Annotated in this window: 15 protein-coding genes; 10 read left to right on the plus strand and 5 right to left on the minus strand. The window is 47.1% G+C overall.

Features of this window, described 5'->3' with window-relative positions:
• Positions 1 to 36 precede the first annotated feature (36 nt).
• The 3 genes from ACY652_RS09450 to ACY652_RS09460 form a co-directional block, all read right to left on the minus strand.
• Entirely contained in the window at positions 37 to 1386 is a 1350-nt protein-coding gene (locus ACY652_RS09450; protein ID WP_462264044.1) for a TolC family protein, read from the minus strand.
• A 62-nt stretch (positions 1387 to 1448) separates the two neighbouring features.
• Complete coding sequence (locus tag ACY652_RS09455) at positions 1449 to 4571, minus strand: efflux RND transporter permease subunit (protein WP_462264046.1); 3123 nt, start codon at positions 4569 to 4571, stop codon at positions 1449 to 1451.
• Positions 4568 to 5800: an efflux RND transporter periplasmic adaptor subunit gene (locus tag ACY652_RS09460; protein ID WP_462264048.1), complete on the minus strand. Its 1233-nt coding sequence runs from the start codon at positions 5798 to 5800 to the stop codon at positions 4568 to 4570. Before ACY652_RS09460 ends, ACY652_RS09455 begins: the two co-directional genes overlap by 4 nt.
• A gap of 186 nt (positions 5801 to 5986) precedes the next feature.
• On the opposite strand from ACY652_RS09460, the gene ACY652_RS09465 reads away from it, so the two are divergent.
• The 7 genes from ACY652_RS09465 to ACY652_RS09495 all read left to right on the plus strand — a co-directional run bounded on the left by ACY652_RS09465 (position 5987) and on the right by ACY652_RS09495 (position 14695).
• Complete coding sequence (locus tag ACY652_RS09465; RefSeq protein ID WP_462264050.1) at positions 5987 to 7783, plus strand: M61 family metallopeptidase; 1797 nt, start codon at positions 5987 to 5989, stop codon at positions 7781 to 7783.
• Positions 7784 to 7921: 138 nt separating this feature from the next.
• Complete coding sequence (locus tag ACY652_RS09470; protein WP_462264052.1) at positions 7922 to 9244, plus strand: APC family permease; 1323 nt, start codon at positions 7922 to 7924, stop codon at positions 9242 to 9244.
• Between the two features lie 155 nt (positions 9245 to 9399).
• Complete coding sequence (locus ACY652_RS09475; protein WP_462264053.1) at positions 9400 to 9948, plus strand: YciE/YciF ferroxidase family protein; 549 nt, start codon at positions 9400 to 9402, stop codon at positions 9946 to 9948.
• Between the two features lie 280 nt (positions 9949 to 10228).
• Positions 10229 to 10882, plus strand: coding sequence for a ligase-associated DNA damage response endonuclease PdeM (pdeM, locus tag ACY652_RS09480; protein ID WP_462264055.1), 654 nt, complete (start codon positions 10229 to 10231; stop codon positions 10880 to 10882).
• Between the two features lie 158 nt (positions 10883 to 11040).
• Positions 11041 to 11829 (plus strand): succinate dehydrogenase cytochrome b subunit, encoded by a 789-nt coding sequence (locus tag ACY652_RS09485; protein ID WP_462264057.1) that lies wholly within the window; start codon positions 11041 to 11043, stop codon positions 11827 to 11829.
• A 24-nt stretch (positions 11830 to 11853) separates the two neighbouring features.
• Positions 11854 to 13791, plus strand: a complete 1938-nt coding sequence (locus tag ACY652_RS09490) for a fumarate reductase/succinate dehydrogenase flavoprotein subunit (protein WP_462264059.1) — start codon at positions 11854 to 11856, stop codon at positions 13789 to 13791.
• 106 nt (positions 13792 to 13897) lie between these two features.
• Entirely contained in the window at positions 13898 to 14695 is a 798-nt protein-coding gene (locus tag ACY652_RS09495; protein WP_462264060.1) for a succinate dehydrogenase/fumarate reductase iron-sulfur subunit, read from the plus strand.
• A gap of 281 nt (positions 14696 to 14976) precedes the next feature.
• Here the strand turns inward: ACY652_RS09495 and ACY652_RS09500 are convergent, their stop codons facing one another.
• Both ACY652_RS09500 and gcvH read right to left on the minus strand, forming a co-directional pair.
• The gene (locus ACY652_RS09500) at positions 14977 to 15369 is read right to left on the minus strand and encodes a VanZ family protein (protein ID WP_462264062.1); all 393 of its coding nucleotides are present in this window, start codon (positions 15367 to 15369) and stop codon (positions 14977 to 14979) included.
• A 6-nt stretch (positions 15370 to 15375) separates the two neighbouring features.
• Positions 15376 to 15756, minus strand: a complete 381-nt coding sequence (gene gcvH, locus ACY652_RS09505; protein WP_462268238.1) for a glycine cleavage system protein GcvH — start codon at positions 15754 to 15756, stop codon at positions 15376 to 15378.
• Positions 15757 to 15895: 139 nt separating this feature from the next.
• Here gcvH and ACY652_RS09510 point away from each other — a divergent pair, with 139 nt between their 5' ends.
• From ACY652_RS09510 to ACY652_RS09520, 3 genes are all read left to right on the plus strand, one after another.
• Positions 15896 to 16483: a DUF4142 domain-containing protein gene (locus ACY652_RS09510; protein ID WP_462264063.1), complete on the plus strand. Its 588-nt coding sequence runs from the start codon at positions 15896 to 15898 to the stop codon at positions 16481 to 16483.
• A gap of 114 nt (positions 16484 to 16597) precedes the next feature.
• On the plus strand, positions 16598 to 19039 hold the full coding sequence (locus ACY652_RS09515; RefSeq protein WP_462264065.1) for a zinc-dependent metalloprotease: 2442 nt from the start codon (positions 16598 to 16600) through the stop codon (positions 19037 to 19039).
• A 166-nt stretch (positions 19040 to 19205) separates the two neighbouring features.
• A complete protein-coding gene (locus ACY652_RS09520; protein ID WP_462264067.1) occupies positions 19206 to 20234 on the plus strand; it encodes a Gfo/Idh/MocA family protein in 1029 nt (342 codons plus the stop codon).
• Positions 20235 to 20239 lie beyond the last annotated feature (5 nt).

The raw sequence follows: 20239 nt of genomic DNA on the forward strand, positions 1-20239 counted from the left end.
GATTTACAATGTAATAGCTAAATATCTTATGAAAAATTATTCTATTCTCAGGCTATTGGTTAGTTGTTGTAACGTTACCTCGGCTATTTTAGACTGATACTGTGCAGCAAAAAATACCGATTGCGCATTTAAATAATTGCGTTGCGCCTCACGTATCTCCAAAGGGGTAATATTACCCAGCCGGTATTTTTCCAGTGAAATCTCCAGGTTTTTGCGGGCTATCTCTACATTTGAGCGTCCAAGTTTTACCAAATCAAGTCCTGATAAGTAGCTTACAAAAAAATTACTGATCTGTGCTTCCACATCCAGCCGGGTCTGTTTTCCATTCAGGTCAGCATTGGCAATCTGCAGCTTTGCATTTCTTTCCCGGCGCCATTGTTCAAACCCGTTAAATATATTTATGGATGCCGTTACACCATAATTAACGCCATTGCTGGTTTGTACGCGTGCAAAGCCTGTAGGGTTACGGTTAGTGGTATAAATATAGCCGGCATTAACCGCTACCTGCGGATAGCGTGTACCCTTTACTATTTTTAAATTTAGCTCGGCCAGCCGTTTGTTGATTTCGGCCGACAATACCGCAGGGTTTTGTATTTGCGCCAAACTTAATATATCGCCCAACTTTAATTGCTCGTCATTGATAATGGTATCTGTTACCGAAAAATCAGTACGGGGGTTGCGCACCAGCAACTGGTTCAGTTGTATCTGTGTAGATTTATACTGCTGTACCTGTGTAATCAAACTGGCGGTATCCGTGTTGAGGTTCACCTGGGCGTTCAGCACGTCAAGTTTTGATACCCGGCCTACCTTAAACTTATCCTGGGCATAACGTAACTGCGTGCGCGAAATAACTATAGCACCCTGCAGTGCCTTAATCTGCTGTGTTTGGTTAACCAGGTTGTAATAATTACCCAGTACCGCTGCTATGGTGGATTGTACGGTATCACGCAACTGCACTTCGCCAAGCTTGCCTAACTCTTTAAAACGGCTGTAGGTAGCAAACATGGAAAGGCCGTTAAAAACCGTCCAGCTAAGGGTAGGGCCGTAAGTAAGACCGGTATTACGTGCGCCTGATATGGTAGTGGTGGTTAGGTCTGTAGTAGCAGGCGTGGTAGGGGTAGTGGGTGTGGTAGGCGTAGTAGGCGTGGTAGTGGCAGCACTACTACTGGCCCGTGTTTGTGTTACGTTTTGTATACTGTTGCTTGAAGTTATATCAGCCGTTACTAAGGGTAGTATACCGGCGTTGCCCAAGGTGGTATTATTTTTGGCAATGTCTACATTGTTGGTAGCTATTTTAATACCATAATTATTTTGCAGCGCCAGTTCTACTGCCTGCCGTAAAGTAAGCAAGGGTGCAGGTGGCAGCACATTCTGCGCTTTTGCCATTGCGGATATACTTAAACCTGCAACAGCTAAAATTAAATATCTGCTAAGTTTCATATTTTGCTTTACAGGTTTTCAATCAATAACGGCGTTTTTTCCGGTTGTTCTTCTTCCGGTTCCTTATCCGGGTCGCGGCGGGTTTTAGAGGCAAATACCACATACATTACCGGTATGATATACAGGGTAAGGATCAGGGAGAACATCATGCCGCCCATAATTACAATGCCCAACGAGATGCGGCTTTTAGCACCTGCACCCAGGGCAAAGGCAATAGGCACAGCACCCAATACTACAGCCAAGCTGGTCATCAGGATAGGGCGCAGGCGGGCAACGGCGGCTTCTACCACGGCATCGTACTTTTTAAGGCCATGCTCCATGCGCTGGTTAGCAAATTCCACAATCAATATGCCGTTCTTGGTAACTAACCCTACTAAGGTAATCATCCCGATTTCGCTGAAAATATTCAAGGTTTGATTGAAAAACCACAACGATAGAAAGGCTCCCGCAATAGCCAGCGGAACCGTAAGCATTACGATAAAAGGATCCACAAAGCTTTCAAACTGCGCTGCCAGTACCAGATAAATCAGTAGCAGCGCAAAGCCAAAAGCAAATAATAGATTAGACCCGCTCTCGGCTGCATCACGCGAGGGGCCGCTTAAGTCTGTACTAAAGGAAGAGTCAAGCAGTTTTTTCGCAATGCGGTTCATTTCATCAATGCCATCGCCAATGGTATAGCCCTCGGCTAAACCAGCCTGAAACGTGGCCGATTTATAGCGGTTGTAATGAAAGATAGATGGCGGGGTGGCGTTTTCCTGTAGTTTCACCACATTATCTAACTGCACCAAGCTGCCGCGACTGCTGCGCACGTACACTGATCTTAAATCCAGCGGCTGGTCGCGGTTGGCACGGTCTACCTGGCCAATTACCTGATACTGCTTGCCGTTAATCAGAAAATAATTTAGGCGGCCGGCACTGTAATAAAGCTGCAGCGTGGCGGCAATATCGCCCACGGTAACGCCTAAATCGCGTGCCCGGTCGCGGTCGGTGGTAATGCGCAGTTCGGGTTTAGAAAATTTAAGGTTAACATCCGTACCCTGAAACACCGGGCTGCGGTTTACCTCGGCAAAAAACTCAGGGAGTACCTTTTGTATCTTTCCGAAATTCTGGTTCTGAATTACATATTGCACCGGCAGCGAAGTACGCGAACCGCTGCCTCCGCCACTGATGGTTTGCTCCTGTATCACTAAAGCACGTGCATCCGGAAACCGTTTTAATTTTTTGTTCATCCATTCTGCAATCTCTGCCTGGCTGCGCGTACGCTGGTCGGGTGGTACCAGCCCGATACGGCCAAAGCCGGTATTAGCTGAACCCCCGCCGCCGCTTTGCGGGGATATTACTGAGATATTTACATCCATTTCGGGGATAGAGTCTTGTACCAGGTTGGAGATATTATCCATGTATTTGGTCATAAACTCGTAAGAAGCGCCCTCAGAGCCGGTTACTGTATAGCGCAGCAAACTGCGGTCGTCCAGCGGCGCCAGCTCCGATGGGGTAACCTTTATCAGAACGCCTACAATGACCAATGAAACGGCCAGGATTGCGCCCGATATCCACTTGTGGTTCATGAAGCTAACCAGTGTTTCATGATAGGCATTGTTCATCTTTTGAAAGAAAGGCTCGGTGCGCTCGTAGAACTTTGATTTTTTTTGATTTTTACGGATCAGCTTCACGTTCAGCATCGGCGTAAGTGAAAGCGATACGAATGCTGAAATCAATACCGCGCCTGCTACCACTACCGCAAACTCGCGGAACAAACGGCCGGTAAAGCCCTGTAAAAACACAATAGGTAAAAATACAGCCGCCAGCGTAACCGAAGTAGAAATTACCGCAAAGAAAATCTCTGCCGAACCCTCAAAAGCTGCCTGCCGTATGGGCATACCGCCTTCTACTTTTTTATAGATATTTTCGGTTACCACAATACCGTCATCCACCACCAGGCCGGTAGCCAGTACGATGCCCAGCAGGGTAAGGATATTGATGGAGAAACCAAAGGCATACATAATGAAGAAAGCCCCGATCAGCGATACCGGGATATCAATAAGGGGGCGGAAAGCGATGAGCCAGTCGCGAAAGAACAGGTAGATAATGATGACCACCAATACAAAGGAGATAATCAGCGTTTCCTCCACTTCGTCTATAGACTGGTTGATGAATTTGGTGTTGTCCAATGCTACTTTTACCTGAATGTCGGGCGGCAGATCTTTTTTAATCTGCTCCAGGCGCTTGTAGAAATCCTTGGCTATCTGCACATAGTTGGCTCCCGGCTGCGGTACCACCGCCAGGCCTACCTCAGGTATACCTGATTCCTTTAAGGCTGTTTCCTCATTAGCCGAGCCTAATATGGCATAGCCTACATCACTGAAATGAATTACCCGGTTGCTGTCGGCACGGATAATCAGGTTGTTAAAATCCTTTTCGGTAACTAACTTTCCTAAAGCACGCACCGTTACTTCGGTGTTGTTACCTTCAATTTTACCTGCCGGCAACTCTACGTTCTCCTGGTTCAGCGCATCGCGTATGTCGGTAGCGGTTAATTTGTAGGCCGATAGCTTATTGGGGTCAACCCAAAGGCGCATGGCATACTGCCGCTGACCTTGTATGTTAATCTGGCTTACACCGGGTATGGTTTGCAGGCTTTCCTGCAATACGTTTTCGGCGTAATCATCAATTTGGGTAATGTTGCGGCTATTGCTGCTTACCGTAAGGGTGATGATGTTGTCGGCATTGGCATCGGCTTTAGTTACCACCGGGGCGGCATCTAAATCCTGCGGTAACTGGCGCTGGGCCTGGCTTACCTTGTCGCGTACGTCATTAGCGGCAGTTTCCAGGTCGGCATCCAGGTTAAACTCTACGGTGATACGGCTTACACCTACGGAGCTGGTAGAGGAAATGTTGCGGATACCCTGCACACCATTGATAGATTTTTCCAGCGGCTCGGTTACCTGCGATTCAATTACATCTGAGTTAGCGCCCGAATAGTTGGTGGTAACAGTAATAATGGGCGGATCTACCGAAGGGAAATCGCGCACCCCTAAAAACTTATAGCCAATGATGCCGAATACCACAATAACCACCGAAAATACAGTAGCCAGCACCGGCCTTTTTATACTGGTTGAGGATAAACTCATGAAGATTGCTTATTACGCTGGTTGTTTTTGTTGTTTAAAATTTTCAGCGGCGCTTTGGCCCGTAACTGAATAATACCGCTCACAATCAGGCTGTCGCCGGGTTGCAGGCCCTCAGTAATTTGTATCTTGGTATCAGTACGCAAATCTGTTTTTACTTCGCGCTCGGCAGCTACGCCATTTTTAACCACAAATACTTTGCTGCTTTTAATATCAGGTATAACGCATTCAGTAGGCACCATAATGGTTTTGGGTATCTGGTCGAGCGTGAACTTGATTTTAGCAAATCCTCCGGCTGTTAACTCATTGCCGGGGTTAGGCGACTTGGCCCTGATGGTAATGGTACGGGTATTTAAGTCGATGTTGGGCTCAATGGCATATACTGTAGCCATATAGGTTTTGCCCGAACTGGTGGTGGTAAAGGAGATGTGGCTGCCGCGTTTAATCAGCGGGCCGTAACGTTCGGGAGCCGAAAAGGTAACCTTCATGGGATTAGTATTCACCAGCGTAGCAATAGAAGTAGCCGGCGACAGATAACCACCCGGGCTTACATTGCGCAAACCGATAGTGCCCGAAAACGGCGCTTTTACTACGGTACGCGCAATCTGCGCTTTAATTACATCGCTTTGCGCCCGCAGGGAATTATAAGAAGACAGGGAGGTATCATACTCCTGTTTGCTAACGGCCTCTTTTTGCAGCAATATCCGGTTGCGGTATTCATTCTCTTTGGCCAGCGTTACCTGATACTGGTTTTGCTGCAACGAGGCTACCAAATCCTGGTTGTATACTTTCACCAGCACCTGCCCCTTGCTTACCCGGCTACCTTCCTGAAAATAGATGCCGGTAATATTACCTGCCGTTTGGCTGATAAGGTTTACCTGCTCATTAGGGTCAAGCGTGCCGGTTACATCAATATTATTGGCCAGTGCTGTGTCTTTCACAATCAGTACGCGCACCGGCACAGGCCCGTTCCGTTTGTTACCGCCTTTGCCGCCCTTACTGTCGGCACTGCCCCCTTTGCCGCCAGCCTGTTGCTGGCCTGCCTTATCCTTATTGCCAAAAAGTCTATGAAAAAATAAAAAGGCCACCACAAGTGCCAGTACCAGGTAAGCAATATATCTGAGTTTCATGTAGGGTAACTGCCGGACGGTTGTTAGTGTAATGGTATGAATTATCAACATAAAGGCCCCTGTGCTGTACCGGCTGCACAGCGCAAGGGAATATGTTTTCATTTAAACAGATGTAATTAGAATATATTCCTAAAGATGTTTTACAGGCAATAGTTTTAATCGGCCTTTTAACAAGGTATAAACCAGTTTTGCCGGTAAATACAAATTTAACGAGAACTGATGTTTGAAAGCGGCCTGTATCAACTAAGTTACAACTATACAAACCAGCAAATTTTATAAATTGCGTGCATGAAAAAGTTATTCAAGGCTATTTTTGTTTCCTTAATCTTTGTACTTATGCAAACCATCGCACAGGCCGCAGGCGGCGTGCAAATTAGTTATAACGTTACCTTCCCCGAGGCGCAGGCGCATTATGCCGATGTGGAAATGACGGTTTCAGGACTACATCAAAATACGCTCGACCTGAAAATGCCGGTATGGACGCCCGGCTCGTACCTCATCAGGGAATTTGAAAAAAATGTAGAAAGCCTTTCCGCTTCATCCGGGCGTAAAGCAGTAACCGCAGGTAAGGTGCGCAAGAATATTTGGCGGTTAACCACGGCCGGCCTGAATAATATTACCGTAAAATACCGGGTATACGCTTTTGAAATATCAGTACGTACCAGTTTTATTGATGCCTCTCATGCCTTTCTATCGCCTACGGGCATCTTCCTGTATCCCGAAGGTATGCTGAACCAGCCATCAACCGTGCACATCAAGCCTTACAAAAGGTGGGATCAGGTATCCAGCAGTTTAGAGCGGGTAAAAGGTGATAACTTTACGCTAACCGCACCTAATTACGATATTTTATTCGATTCGCCGATTGAAGTGGGCAATCAGGACATCTTTTATTTTGATGCAGTAGGGGTACATTACGAAGTAGCTATGTATGGCGGCGGCAACTATGATAAGGAACGCCTGAAAAAGGATATGGCTACCATTGTAGAAAAGGAAACCGCCATTTACGGTGAAAACCCCAACAAGCACTATGTATTTATTGTGCATAACCTGCTGCGGGGCGGCGGTGGTTTAGAACACCTGAGCTCGACCACGTTGGGCGCTTCGCGCGATAATTATGCTACTGATGCCGGGTATGAAGGCTTTTTGTCGCTGGTAGCGCATGAGCATTTTCATTTGTGGAATGTAAAGCGCCTGCGCCCTATTGCTTTGGGGCCGTTTGATTATGACAATGAGAACTACACCACCAACCTGTGGATAGCCGAAGGCTTTACCGCTTATTACGATAACCTGATTGTGCACCGCACCGGCCTCTACCCGGTGGAGAATTATTTGGGTGTGATGGCGGCTGATATTAATACGCTTGAAAACCTGCCCGGCGCTAAAGTGCAAACGCTGGCACAATCCAGCTATGATGCCTGGATCAAGGCTTACCGGCCGGATGAAAATTCTAACAATACCAGCATTTCTTACTATAACAAAGGGGCATTGGTGGCTATGCTGCTCGACCTGGAGATTATTAAAAGCAGCAACGGCGCCAAGTCACTGGATGATGTGATGCGCTACATGTACAATGAGTATTATAAAAACAAAAAACGCGGTTATACCGATGCCGAGTTTAAGCAGGGTTTTGAAATGGCCGCCGGTAAAAAGCTGGACGATTTTTATAGCAGATACATCAACGGGCTGGATGCTATTGATTACGACAAATATTTAGGCTATGCCGGGTATAAACTGATGAATGAATATGCCGGCCGTAACGAGCCCGCTTTGGGTTTAACCTTTTCCCGTGTGCCTAACCGTCTGATAATTAATGGCGTACAGCGCGGCACTGCTGCCTGGATTGACGGCATAAACGTAAATGATGAGATCACTGCAGTTAACGGCACTCCGGTAACTACCCCTGCAGCTCTCATTGAAGGAAAGAGCGTAGGTGATAAAATCACCGTTACCGTAAGGCGTGATGGCAAAGCCATCGATCTACCCGTAACCCTGCTGAAAAACACCGAAGTGAAATATCACATTGAAAGTGTTGCTCAACCAAGCGCCGAACAGATGCAGGTGAGGAATAAGTGGCTGAAACCCTAAGGCAATTGGTTCATTATTCCTTACAGTTACAATAAATAATAGCCGGGGATATTAAAAGTCTCCGGCTTTTCTGTTTTAAGGCTGTTGGTATAAAACAGGCAATTATAAGCCGGATTTTTATATAATTTAGGCAGCCACATGCCCGCCGCTACCAAACACCGCAAGATACGCCCCCTGCAATTGATTGCCATTGTATTTTTTACCGTATCGGGCGGGCCTTATGGGTTGGAGCCGCTGCTTACCTATGCCGGCAATCATGCCGGCCTGCTGTTGCTGCTGATTGTGCCATTACTTTGGGATGTGCCCGCCATACTCACGGTATTGGAGCTTAACAGCCTGATGCCTGTTACCGGCGGTTATTACCAGTGGGTAAAATACGCTTTGGGCCGCCGCTGGGGATTTTACGAGGGTTGGTGGACCTGGCTGTATACCTTTGTGGATCTGGCCATTTATCCGGTACTGTTCTTGCAGTATGCCGCCTACTTCTTTCCACAACTGGAAATCTATAAAATACCGGTTTGCCTGGTGGTGATCTGGTTATCGGCAGGGCTGAACATACTGGGTATTACGCAGGTTGGCCGGGCCTCGGTAGTATTAAGCGCTTTGGTACTGCTGCCATTTTTGATACTGTTTGTGGTGGCCGCTGTGCATCATCAGGGTTCATGGGCGGCGCCTGCGCCCAGCCTGCACCACATGCCTTATACCTCGCTGGGTATGGCGCTGTATACCATTATGTGGAACTGCCTCGGCTGGGACAATGTAACCACCTATGCGCAGGAGGTAGATAAGCCGGTACGCTCGTATCTTATTTCAGTAGCGGTTGCTTTTTTGCTCGTGATGGTGATTTATACCTTAGCTATTTATGTGGCGCAGCAGTCGGGCATCAGTCACCGGGCGTTTGAGGAAGCCGGCTTTCCGGCATTGGGGCAGTTGCTGGGCGGGCGCTGGCTGGGTATGCTGCTGGCGGCCGGCGGTATGGCCAGTACACTGGGCATCTATGCTGCTGTGTTGCTTTCCGTATCGCGCGTACCGCAGGCCATGGCTAACGACAGGCTACTGCCTGCGGCGCTGCACCGTCTGCATCCAAAGTTCAGGACCCCTTATGTGTCTATCATCATCTGCTCACTGGTGGTTAGCCTGATGATCTTATGGACTTTTAGCGAGCTGGTTATTATTGATGTAACTGTTTACGGGGCCGGCCTCAGCCTCGAATATATTTCGCTCATTAAACTGCGCCTGCGCGAACCAAAGGCTTACCGGCGGTTTAAAATACCGCTTCCGGTAAGCGGGCTGGTACTGCTGGCGCTTCTGCCGTTAGGGGTTTATGCTGTGGCGTTGTCCGGAGCTTTTATGGCTGAAGGTGCAGCTATCAAACCTGCTTTGTTCGCTGTTGTTGCATTGCTTACCGGCGAAGTAGCCTGGCAGGCGGTAAAACTGGGCAGGCGTATGAAGTTTAGTTAACTACTGGCCCTTCAATTTATCAAATAATCGGTTGAATCAAATTTCACACATTCAAAAGGAGCTTAAGTTTCCTTTAGTTATCCACCTTTTGTTTGTAAGTTAAACAAACACTTGATAAGGTTAATCGTTGATTGATTTATACATTTAAACTACCAATGGCAACTACCAAAAAAGTGAAAGCACCGGAAACTACCGATAACGTTGAAGAATCAGCCTTAAACGAATTGTTTCTGGATGAGTTAAAAGATATTTACTGGGCAGAGCAGCACTTAGATAAAGAGTTACCTAAGATGGCTAAGAAAGCTACTTCGGATGACTTACGCCAGGCGCTTGAAACCTTAAAAGGCGGAACTGACGAGCAGATTAAACGCCTGCAGCAGGTGTTTGAAGCCGTAGAGGAGAAAGCCTCAGCCAAAAAATGCGAAGCAATGGCAGGCTTGCTGAAAGAAGCAGAGGAGATTATGGAAGATACCGAGGACGGTACTATGACCCGCGATGTAGGCATTATTTCTGCCGCGCAAAAAATCGGGCATTACCAGATTGCCTCTTATGGTACTTTAAGTACATTAGCCGGTACTTTGGGATATACTGAAGCGGCTCAATTATTAGCCGAAACTTTGGCTGAAGAAAAGAAGACAGACACCGCACTTACTGGTATTGCTAAAAATGTAGTAAACCCGAAAGCGAAGAAAGAAAAGGAATAAGCAATTCTTTTTTGTTAAGTTTGAGCACAGGCCCGGCATTGCCGGGCCTGTGCTGTTTTAATGCCTTTTATAAAGATATAACAATATACAAGCCGTCATTTCGACCGGAGGGAGAAATCTTCTTTAAGCGACCGGCTTCTCGAAGAAGATTTTTCCCTTCAGTCGAGATGATTTGCTGGAGGGAAGCAAAATGAGTAAGCTTCGGTGTTAGACAAAAAGCATCTGATACATAAGTTATATTTTCCTAAATATTTTAGTAATTTTGTTTCGTTATAAGCGAATGAAGGGACTGGATTTTAACTTACTCGAACAGGATTTAATACTATTACCTGAAAAGGCCATTTACTGGAAGCAGCAAAACGCACTGATTGCCGCTGATGTGCATTTAGGTAAAGTAGGGCATTTTCGTAAAGCCGGCATAGCGGTGCCGCCGCAACTGGCGCAGGATGACCTGGCGGTGCTTACCCGGCTCATACATATATATCAACCGGAACATATTTACTTTTTAGGTGACTTGTTCCACAGCGATAAAAATACCGACTGGAACTATTTCGCCGCCTGGCGCAGCCAGTTTGGGCACATTGCTGTTCACCTTATTGTAGGTAATCACGATGTAATCCATCAAAGCTATTACCATCAGCTGGATGTAGCTACTTACGATGCTTTAAACTTGGGCCCTTTCCTGATGCTGCATCATCCCATGACTACTGTAGATTTGCAGCAGAGCAGCGGTTATGTGTTATGCGGGCATATACATCCCGGCGTAAAATTGACCGGCAAAGGGCGGCAAGGGGTAACGCTGCCTTGTTTCAGCTTCAGTGCCCGGCAGGGAATCTTACCCTCGTTCGGTAAATTTACCGGTCGTGTGGCTATAAGGCACCTGCCTTCCGACCATGTTTTCGGCGTACTGCAGCACCGTGTTATTGCCATATAGCTTTTTTACTACACTTAGCACGGTTTTGTATGCACAAAGCAAATGTACATCTTGTTTTAGAATGTTTCTAAATAGAAATTAGCTTTGCACTAAGTATCACCGGCATCTCATCTTTCGTATTATATTGAATATTTTTGCACGATAAATATTATGCTATAATGAACGAAACCAAACAAACCTTTAACTCATCGTTAGGCAAAAAGCTGATTATGGCTTTAACGGGCTTGTTTTTGTGTACCTTTTTAATTGTGCACTTAGGCGGTAACCTATTATTATTCAAACATGATGACGGCTACAGCTTTAATGTATACGCCAACTTCCTGACCCACTTTCCGCCAATTGAGGTAATTGCTTATGTTTTGTATGCAGCTATCCTGGTGCACACGCTATATGCCATCATTCTGACCACAAAAAACCGTAAGGCTAGGCCTGTGAATTATGCGGTGGGTACCAAGTCTGATGTATCTTTTGCATCCAAAAATATGGGTTTGCTGGGTTCGATCCTATTTCTGTTCATTGTAATTCACATGAGCGATTTCTGGTTCACCTATAAGTTTGATGTATTGCCTTTCAAAGAATACCATACCAACCTGTTAAGTGGTGTTACTACTTCACAAGCCTTTACACCAGAATCCAAAGAATTTGAAAAATCAGTAGCTACAGTAGGCAATGATGAAGTGCTGCGGGTAAAGGATCTGCATGCCCGGGTAACGCAAAGCTTCAGCCACCTGTGGTATGTGGCGTTTTATGTAATAGCAATGGTGGTATTGTCGTTTCACTTAAAGCATGGTTTCCAAAGTTCGTTCCATACCCTGGGCTGGATACACCGTAAATACAAAAGCCTTATCTACTTTGTGGGTACCTGGGTGTTTGCAGTGCTGATTCCTCTGGGTTTTGCCGCTATGCCGGTAGTATATTATTTACTGAGTCCGAATAAACAGCTGTAAGGCGAATAAAAAAATATAGTTGATATGACATTAGATGCTAAAATTCCTCAAGGCCCTGTTGCCGAAAAATGGAGCAAGCATAAATTTAACTTAAAGCTGGTTAACCCTTCCAACAAGCGTAAATACAATATCATAATTGTAGGTACCGGGCTGGCAGGTGCATCAGCAGCGGCATCGCTGGCAGAGTTGGGCTATAACGTAACCGCTTTCTGCTTTCAGGATAGCCCCCGCCGTGCGCACTCTATTGCAGCGCAGGGTGGTATCAATGCTGCAAAAAATTACCGTAACGATGGCGATAGCGTATATCGCCTGTTTTATGATACCATTAAGGGCGGTGATTACCGTGCCCGCGAAGGCAACGTTTACCGCCTGGCCGAAGTATCCGTAAATATTATTGACCAGTGCGTGGCGCAGGGCGTACCTTTTGCCCGCGAATACGGCGGTCTGCTGGATACCCGTTCATTTGGGGGCACACAGGTATCACGTACGTTTTATGCCCGCGGTCAAACCGGGCAGCAATTGCTGTTAGGCGCTTATTCTGCACTGAACCGCCAGATTCATGAGGGCAAGGTAAAAATGTATACCCGTACCGAAATGCTGGATGTGGTGGTAGCAGATGGCAAGGCGCAGGGTATCGTTACCCGTAACCTGAAAACCGGCGAGATTGAAACGCATGCAGGCCACGCGGTACTGTTATGTACCGGTGGTTATAGCAACGTGTTTTACCTGTCCACCAACGCGGCAGGTTCAAACGTAACTGCGGCATGGCGTGCGCACAAACGCGGTGCCTTCTTCGGTAACCCCTGCTTTACGCAAATTCACCCGACCTGTATCCCGGTAACCGGTACGCACCAGTCGAAATTAACATTGATGTCAGAATCATTGCGTAATGATGGCCGTGTATGGGCTCCGAAAACAAAAGAAACTGCCGAAAAGCTGCGCAAAGGGGAAATTAAGGTAAACGATATCAAAGAGGAAGACCGCGATTATTTCTTGGAGCGTAAATATCCCTCCTTTGGTAACCTCGTACCCCGAGATGTGGCTTCACGTAACGCCAAAGAGGCGGTTGATGAAGGACGTGGCGTAGGCGGTTCGGGTGTTGCTGTATTTTTGGATTTTAAGGAATCTATTGAGCGTTTGGGCGAAGACAATGTACGGGCCAAATATGGTAACCTGTTTGATATGTACTATCAGATTACCGATGAAAACCCATACAAAATGCCGATGCGTATTTACCCTGCCGTACACTATACCATGGGCGGCCTTTGGGTAGATTATAATCTGAGCACTACCATCCCCGGCTTATATGCCTTAGGTGAAGCTAACTTTTCCGATCATGGCGCTAACCGTTTGGGTGCTTCGGCACTGATGCAGGGTTTGGCCGACGGCTACTTTGTAATCCCTTACACCTTGGGTGATTATCTGGCTACTATTGGCCCGGCGCCGGTAAATGCCAGCCATTCGGCTTTCGCCGAAACGAAGCAGCAGGTGATCGATACCATCAAAAAGATGTTGTCGTTGAAAAATGGTAACAAGACGGTAACCGAATATCACCGCGAGTTAGGCCACATTATGTGGGAGTATTGCGGGATGGCGCGCAGCGAAGAAGGTTTGGTTAAAGCTCGTGGTTTAATACAGGCACTAAAAGAAGACTTCTGGAAGAATGCCATCATTGTAGGTGAGAACGAGGAAGTAAACGACTCACTGGAAAAAGCCGGTCGCGTGGCCGACTTTATTGAACTGGGTGCCCTAATGGTGGAAGATGCTCTAATGCGCCGCGAATCCTGCGGTGGCCACTTCCGGGTAGAATCGCAAACACCGGAAGGTGAGGCCCTGCGTAATGATGATGACTTTGCCTTTGCTGCAGCCTGGGAATTTAAAGGAGAAAATCAGCCCGAAGAACTGCACAAAGAAGAACTGGTATACGAAAACGTTCATTTAACACAAAGAAGTTATAAGTAGGGGAGGTAGTAACAAGTAGTTAGTATCAAGTATCAAGTATCAATACTAAAAAAACACTTGATACTAACTACTTGATACCAACACCAACTACTCAAATCTAATAAACATGAGTAACGCAAACGGATTAATGAATTTGACGCTGAAGGTTTGGCGTCAGAAAAATGCACAGACTCCAGGCAAGTTTGTTACTTACAAGGCTGATAATATATCGGCAGATATGTCATTTCTGGAAATGCTGGATGTGGTGAACGAAAGCCTGATCCATGCCAAAGATGAACCTATCCATTTTGACCACGACTGTCGCGAAGGTATCTGCGGTATGTGCTCATTATATATTAATGGCCGCCCGCATGGCCCTAAACGTGCCATTACCACCTGCCAGCTGCACATGCGCAGCTTTGCCGATGGCGATACCATTACCATTGAGCCATGGCGTGCCCAGGCTTTCCCGGTAATTAAGGATTTAGCCGTAGATCGTTCTGCGTTCGACCGTATACAGCAGTCGGGCGGCTATGTATCGGTAAACACCGGGGGTGTGCCCGATGCCAATGAAATTGCTATCCCGAAGGTGATTGCAGATGAAGCGTTTAACTCGGCTACCTGTATTGGTTGTGGTGCCTGCGTAGCGGCCTGTAAAAATGCATCGGCTATGCTATTTGTATCAGCTAAAGTATCACAAATGGCCATGTTGCCACAGGGGCAGCCCGAGCGCTGGCGCCGCGTACAAACTATGGTAGCCCAAATGGATGCCGAAGGCTTTGGTAACTGCACCAATACCGGTGCCTGCGAAGCTGAATGCCCTAAGGAAATCACCTTAACTAACATCGCCCGCATGAACAATGACTATTTCAGTGCCAAACTATTTCGTGAGGAAGAGGTTGCTGAAAGTGCACGTGAGGCATAGTCTGTTATTGAAATTCTAAAAAAGCCGCTTTAATAATTAAAGCGGCTTTTTTTATTAAATAGTAAACTGAAGCTATACAGGGAAATTTGTGTACTATCATTTCTCCCTGCGCTCAGAATAACCAAACTATATTGTTGTAGATATTAAACCGCAGTAAAAAAAGTTAAACTGAAATTTGATGATTGGGTAAGCTTTTAACCCGGCTAAAATGCGGACAATGGCAGGGATGAAACAAACCACAGGAAGATAAGGTAAGCACTACTGCCAATAACATAATCCAGTTACATTTTTTCATATTTTGATGATGCTAAGGTAACCAATATACAAAAACCGGCCATTGATGCGCCTACAAAGTCGGCAAACAGATCAGCCCAGTTACCATCACGCCAAGTGAATACCCAAAGTTGCAAAATCTCAACGAATCCGCCAAAGGCAGTACCGGCGGCCACTGCTGCAATCATGTAAGCAAAATTTAAAACACCTGTGCGGCGCAGGCGGCCAGTGGCCAGCAAAACAGTGAATACGAAAAACAATCCGCAATGTACCAGCTTGTCAAACCCGGGGAAGAACATACTGCCGGTATGCTCTATATTGCCGATGGATATGTTACAAATAATTAAAACAAACAAAGTCCACAGCAGGGTGAGCTTTTGATGTTTTAAAATTATCAGCATCAGAATTTAAGCGCCTACCAATTCCTGATAAGCTTCGGCTGACAGCAAATCATCAACATCAGCCTCATTTTGCAGGGAGATTTTTACCATCCATCCGTCGCCATAAGGGTCAGTGTTCACCAGTTCGGGCTGGCTGTCAAGTAAGGGATTAATCTCCAGCACGGTGCCGCTTACCGGCATAAACAGATCCGAAACGGTTTTTACAGCTTCAACGGTGCCAAATACTTCTTCTTTGGCTGCCTCACTGCCTACAGTGCTGATGTCTACATATACAATGTCGCCCAGCTCACGCTGTGCAAATTCGGTAATGCCAATTACAGCTTCGCTGCCTTCTATTCTAACCCACTCGTGGTCTTTGGTATACTTTAATCCGGCCGGAAAATTCATCATTTAATCCTCTTTTGTGCGCTCAAAAATAGTAAAACTTTAGGCTAACACAATGATATCAGGCTTAGGTTTTTATTTTCTTAAAACTATACTGCCTGTAAGTTGTTACCCATCCAGAAAAACTAAAAGGAACATCATCATGAAAAAAGTATTCACCGTAGCTTTATTAGCCGTAGCTGCCTTCACCTTTCAGGCTTGTAAGAGTGGCGCAGGCGACAGCAAGAACATGGCCGATAGCGCCAATGCCGTAAAAGATTCTTCAACCAAGCCTGCTGCCACTGGTGGTATTGCCGCAGTTGAAGATGATGCCCAGTTTGCCACCAAAGCAGCCGATGGCGGCATGGCCGAAGTAGCTTATGCTAAACTGGCCCTGCAGAAATCAACCAACCCAAAAATTAAGGAGTTTGCCCAGCAAATGGTAACTGACCATACCAAAGCCAACGAAGAACTGATGGGCATTGCCAAAACCAAAAATATCTCATTACCGGCTGCTCCAGGTACAGAGATGCAAAAAATGATGACTGATGCCTCTGCCAAAGCAGGCGCTGAATTTGACAAGCAATATGTAAGCGATATGGTAAAAGACCATGATGAAGACGTTAGCTTGTTCGATAAAGCTTCAAAAGATTGCAAAGATGCTGAATTAAAAGCCTTTGCCGGTAAAACCCTGCCTACGCTGAAAATGCACCAGCAGCATATCAAAGCCATCCAGGATGGCATGAAATAAACTGATTCTTTTTAATCAGCAAAAAGGCGAAACCATATAGTTTCGCCTTTTTGCTGTAAGCGAATTTTTAAATGAATTATTTTGATATTTTACACATCAAATAATTCATATCGCATGAAAAGACTTTACTTCCTGTTATTTATTTTCCTGATCTGTACTGCTTACTCGAAAGCACAGAAGATAACGAGCGATTTTGATACCAAGACCCAGGGACTTGCCAAATACCCCGGCTACTTCAATTTTTACTGGAACGAGCGCACCGGCCATATCCTGCTTGAGGTAGATAAGCTAAACCAAGAATTTTTATATGTAAGTACCATGCCGGCTGGCGTAGGTTCTAATGATTTGGGGCTGGATCGAGGTCAGATTGGCGACACCCGCATCGTAAAATTTATTAAGAGCGGCCCTAAAATACTGCTGATACAGCCAAATTACGATTACAGGGCGGTGAGTAATAATCCCGACGAGCGGAAATCCGTAGAGGAAGCCTTTGCACAGTCGGTAATTTGGGGCTTCACTGCCGAGGCGCAGGATAACGGCCGGATACTGATTGATGTTACTGCGTTTCTACTGCGCGACAGCCATCATCTGGCAGATAAATTGGCTGGCAGCGGGCAAGGCAGTTTCCGGGCGGATGATAGCCGGTCGGCCATTTATCTGCCGCAAACCAAGGGCTTTCCCGAAAATTCGGAGTTTGAGGCTACGATTACATTAAGCGGCCGGGGTACCGGGCAGGAGATACGCTCGGTAACGCCTGATCCTGATTTTATAACCGTGCGTATGCACCACTCCTTTATTAAACTGCCCGATGGCAATTATAAGCCCCGCAAGTTTGATCCCCGTGCCGGCTATTTCAGTACGGATTATATGGACTTTGCCACACCGATTGAGGAGCCAATTGTAAAACGTTTCATCAACCGGCACCGGCTGCAAAAGAAAGACCCAACTGCTGCCCTGAGTGAGCCGGTACAACCTATTATTTATTATGTAGACCGAGGCGCACCCGAACTGGTGCGAAACGCACTGATTGAAGGTGCCTCATGGTGGAGCCAGGCTTTTGAGGCGGCCGGTTATAAAAATGCCTTCCAGGTGAAGTTGCTGCCTGCCGATGCTGACCCGATGGATGTGCGCTACAACATGATCCAATGGATTCACCGTTCTACACGTGGCTGGTCATACGGCGCTTCCATTACCGATCCGCGTACCGGCGAAATCATTAAAGGGCAGGTGTCCTTAGGTTCCCTGCGCGACCGGCAGGACTTTCTGATTGCCGAAGGTTTACTGCAGCCTTACGAAGAAGGCAAGCCGCTCGACCCGCGCCTGATGAAGATGGTAACTGCCCGCCTGCGCCAGCTGGCTGCCCATGAGGTGGGGCATACGCTGGGTTTATATCATAACTATATTGCCAGCACCCAAAATAGGGCCTCGGTAATGGATTACCCGCCGCCAACCACCAGTTTAAACGCCGATGGAACAGTAAATTTGGATAATGCCTATACCAGTGAGATTGGCGGGTGGGATAAGCGGGCCATCATATACGGTTATCAGGACTTTTCGCAAGGTGCAAACGAGGAAGATGGACTGAAGAACATCATTAAAGAAACGCTGAAGCAAGGCTACATCTTTATTGCTGATGCAGACGCGCGCCCGGCAGGAAGCGCCCACCCGCGTGCCCATTTGTGGGACAGCGGTACGGATGCTGCCGATGAACTGAACCGCATTATGGCGATACGCAAACAGGTGCTGCAAAACTTTTCGGTAAAAGCCATACGGCCGGATGCACCGATGGCCACGCTGGAAGAAGTGCTGGTACCAATTTACCTGTTGCACCGCTATCAGGCGGAAGCAGCCTCAAAGGTAATGGGCGGTTTAAGTTATACCTATGCCGTAAAGAATGACGGGCAGATAATTACCAACCTGTTGCCTGCTTCCGAGCAGTGGAAAGCATTTAATGCGCTGATGGCAACCTTAACACCCGATGCACTGGCCCTGCCCGAAAAGCTGATTGCCCAGCTGCCACCCCGGCCGGTTGGCTATCCGCGTACGCGCGAACTGTTTAAATCTCGCACTGGGTTAACCTTCGACCCAATGGCCGCTGCTGAAGGTAATGCCGGAACTACCCTTTATTTCATGTTGCAGCCAGAACGGGCCGCCCGGCTGGTGGAATATCAGGCGCGAGATGCCAGTCAGCCCGGTTTGATGGCTGTACTTGACCGGATGACTGCCCAAACCTGGAAAGCCGCGCAACCCGCCGGTTACAAAGGGGAATTGCAGCGGCTGGTGAATAACCTGTACCTCAAACAACTGCTTACCTTAGCTGCCACCACACAGGCTGCCGAAAGCGTGCGGGGCATAGCCTTGCTAAAAATCAGTGAACTGAAGAAATGGATGAACAGTGCCTATGCCACCGCTGCACCGCTGCAAAAGGCAAATCTGTTATATGGTTTGCAGCAGATTAACCAGTTTGAAAAGAACCCGGACAAATTTCAGCCTGCACCCGAAGTGCCAATGCCGGATGGTTCGCCGATAGGTTGGGGTGAAAGAGATGTAAACTAACTTTTAAGACGCCATGAAAATAGGAAGTCATTTCGACCATAGGGAGAAATCTTCTTCAGGCGACTGGTATCCAGCAGAAGATTTCTCCCTATGGTCGAAATGGCTGATTTTATTTAAACACCGTTAAAATACTCACTCTACGCATTAAACTTTTAAGTTTGCACTCATGGCATCATCTTCTATAGTTACCGGCCTGATGGCTTATGGCATGTCGGGAAAAGTATTTCATGCGCCGTTTGTGCAGCAAAACCCGGGGTTTACGTTTAAGGCGATAGTAGAGCGTACCCGCAAGGAAGCCGCAGAGCGGTATCCGGATGTTATCAGCTATGATACTACCGAACAGTTACTGAACGATGCAGAAATTGAACTCATTATTGTAAACTCGCCCAATTACCTGCACTACGAGCAGGCCAGGGCGGCACTGCTGGCCGGTAAGCATGTGCTGGTGGAAAAACCGGCTACCGCCACGGTTGATGAGTTTAGGGAGCTAACCGAAACGGCCAGGCGCATGAACAAGCACCTGCTGGTTTACCAAAACCGCCGGTTCACCAGCGAATACCTGGCCGTAAAGGAGGTGATTGAAAGCGGCCGCTTAGGCAACCTTATTGAGGTGCATTTCAGGTATGACCGTTACCGGGCGGCGGTGGGGGCCAAAAAGTTTAAAGAGCAGGCCGCCTATCCGGCCAATGGGCTGCTGTACGATTTAGGCCCGCATTTGCTCGATCAGGCCATTAGCCTGTTTGGCAAGCCGGTGGCCTTTCATAAGTTTACGGCAGCGCACCGTATAGGTTCTGAGGTAAACGACTTTTTTACTTATCAGCTTAAATACCCTTATAATCTGGTGGTAACCTTAACGGCCAGCTTGCTGGCTGCTGCTCCGGGTATTTCTTATTTAATTCACGGTACGGCAGGTAGTTTTACCAAGGACCGCACTGATACCCAGGAGGCGCAGTTGCTGGCCGGGATGTGGCCTGATGATGCTGAATTTGGTTTGGAGCCTGAAGGAAGCGAAGGGAAATTGGTAACGGTACAGGGTGTGGATGATAAAATTACCGAACAGGTGCCCTGCAGCAAAGGGGAATATATGCATATATTTGATGCGGTGCATCATACTATCCGCAACGGAGCGTTATACCCGGTAACGGATGAACAGGTAGCCTGGCAACTGGAACTGTTGCAGGCCGATGATAACTGATTAAA

Origin of the sequence: Mucilaginibacter sp. (genome assembly GCF_965200995.1) — a bacterium.
Classification (GTDB): Bacteria; Bacteroidota; Bacteroidia; order Sphingobacteriales; family Sphingobacteriaceae; genus Mucilaginibacter.